Raw genomic sequence first — 2,485 nt, 5'->3', positions numbered from 1 at the left:
GGCCCGCTTGCGCCGCTGGCACCCAGGCCTGCCGACCTGGGGTTTGTCTGCCACCTTGGGCAACCTGCAGCATGCACGGGACGTGCTGCTGCCCGAGGGCGGCCTGCTGGTGCAAGGCCGGCAAGACAAAGCACTGCAGGTCGATACCCTGCTGCCCGGGGCCATAGAACGGTTTCCCTGGGCCGGGCACATGGGCCTGAAAATGCTCGACCAGGTCAGCCGCGAGGTCGACGCCAGCGCCAGTTGCCTGGTGTTCACCAATACCCGGGCCCAAGCCGAGCTCTGGTACCAGGCCCTGCTGGAAAGCCGGCCCGACTGGGCCGGCCTGATCGCCTTGCACCATGCCTCACTGGCCCGGGAAACCCGCGACTGGGTCGAACGCAGCCTCAAGCAGGGCAGCCTGAAGGCGGTGATCTGCACCTCCAGCCTGGACCTGGGGGTAGACTTTCTGCCCGTGGAGCGGGTGCTGCAAATCGGCTCGGCCAAGGGCATCGCACGCCTGATGCAACGGGCCGGCCGCTCGGGCCATGCCCCCGGGCGGCGCTCCCGGATAACCCTCGTACCTACCCACAGCCTGGAGCTGGTCGAGGCAGCAGCCGCTCGCCAGGCACTGGAAGCCGGGCACATCGAGGCGCGTTTCTCCCCCCGGCTGTGCATGGACGTACTGGTGCAGCACCTGGTCAGCATGGCCTTGGGCAGTGGCTTTCGCGCCGACCAGTTGCTGGCCGAAGTGCGCAGCACCTGGGCGTTCGCCGGCTTGCGCGACAGCCAGTGGCAGTGGGCCCTGGACTTTGTCTGCCACGGCGGCACTTCACTGACGGCCTACCCCGACTACCAGCGCGTCGAGCGCCATGCCGAAGGCGTTTATCGAGTGGCCAGCGAGCGCCTGGCGCGGCGCCATCGCATGGGCATCGGCACCATCGTCAGCGATGCCAGCCTGCAGCTCAAGTACTGGAGCAAGGGAGGCGGCGGCAAGACGCTGGGCAGTGTCGAGGAGGCCTTCATCGCCCGCCTGCGGCCCGGCGATACGCTGGTATTCGCCGGGCGGGTACTGGAACTGGTGCGGGTGGAAAACATGACCGCCTACGTACGCCGCAGCACCGCACGCAAGGCTGCCATAGCACGCTGGAATGGCGGGCGCATGCCCTTGTCGAGCGAGCTGGCCGATGCGCTGGTCGAACAGCTCGACGCTGCCGCCCACGAACGTTTTACCGGCCCGGAAATGCGCGCCGTGCGCCCGCTGCTGGCACTGCAAGCCAAATGGTCGGCTCTACCCACCACGGCTACGCTGCTGGCGGAGACCTTTAAATCGCGCCAGGGCTGGCATCTGTTCCTGTACCCCTTCGCCGGGCGCATGGCCAACCTGGGCCTGGCCAACCTGATTGCCTGGCGGGTGAGCCGCCAGCAACCCCTGTCGGTATCGATTGCCGTGAATGATTATGGCTTCGAGCTGCTCAGCCCTGGCCATGTGGACTGGGCGACGCACTTGCCGCAGGCGCTGGGCACCGAGCAACTGCTGGAGGATGTGCTGGCCAGCCTCAACGCGGGTGAAATGGCGCTACGCCGTTTCAGGGAAATTGCCCAGATTGCCGGGCTGGTGTTTGGCGGCTATCCGGCGGCGCAGAAAAGCATGCGGCAGATTCAGGCCTCCAGTGGCCTGTTCTACGAGGTGTTTCGCAAACATGATGCAGGCAACCTGCTGCTCGGCCAGGCCCGTGACGAGGTGCTGAGCGAGGAACTGGAAATTGATCGCCTGCACCGCCAACTGTTGAAGATGGCCGGCTTGCAGTTGGACCTGCGGGCATTGAAGCGGCCGGGGCCGCTGGCGTTCGCCTTGCTGGTGGAGGGCATGCGCGAGACCTTGAGCACCGAGAAGCTGGCGGACCGTATTGCGCGAATGGTGGCAGAACTGGAACAGGCGGCGAACAAGGAATGACTCAACAGTATCAGGCCATCGAACATTACGGCCAGGAGCTATGGCTGCTCCCGGACAAGGCCATCTACTGGCCGGCGCAGCGTGCATTGCTGGTGGCCGACGTGCATATCGGCAAGGCCGCCAGTTATCGCGCATTGCACCAACCGGTGCCGCGCGGCACCACCGAGGCAACCCTGTCGCGGCTGGACGACCTGCTCGCTCACTACGACTGCGAACAGCTGGTCGTACTCGGCGACTTCCTGCACGCGCGCAGCGCGCGGGCACCTGCCACGCTGGCTCGTCTGCAGGCATGGCGCGACAGCCATCCTGGCCTGCACATCGTGCTGATACGCGGCAACCACGATCACAACGCCGGCGATCCCCCCGAAACACTGGGCATCACAGTGCTGGATGAACCCTGGCTGTTGGGCCCCTTCGCCCTGCAGCACGAACCGCATGCTCACCCGGAACGGCCAGTGCTGGCCGGCCACGTGCACCCGGTCTTCATCCTGCGTGGCAGGGCCAGGCAACGCCTGCGCCTGCCGTGCTTTCTGATCGATGAACAAGTGA

At 66.0% G+C, this 2,485-nt stretch carries 2 protein-coding genes; both read left to right on the top strand.

Features of this window, described 5'->3' with window-relative positions:
* Window positions 1–1,936: helicase-related protein (locus APH30_RS26790; RefSeq protein ID WP_054914223.1), on the top strand; the 1,936-nt coding region annotated here is incomplete at its 5' end.
* A partial coding sequence (gene pdeM / locus APH30_RS26785; RefSeq protein ID WP_054914222.1) for a ligase-associated DNA damage response endonuclease PdeM occupies window positions 1,933–2,485 on the top strand: 553 nt, incomplete at its 3' end. The genes APH30_RS26790 and pdeM, both read left to right, overlap by 4 nt.

This window comes from Pseudomonas sp. NBRC 111127 (assembly GCF_001320345.1).
Classification (GTDB): Bacteria; Pseudomonadota; Gammaproteobacteria; order Pseudomonadales; family Pseudomonadaceae; genus Aquipseudomonas; species Aquipseudomonas juntendi.
The sequence above is the reverse complement of the archived record's forward strand: the minus strand, read 5'-3'. Positions and strand labels throughout refer to the sequence as shown.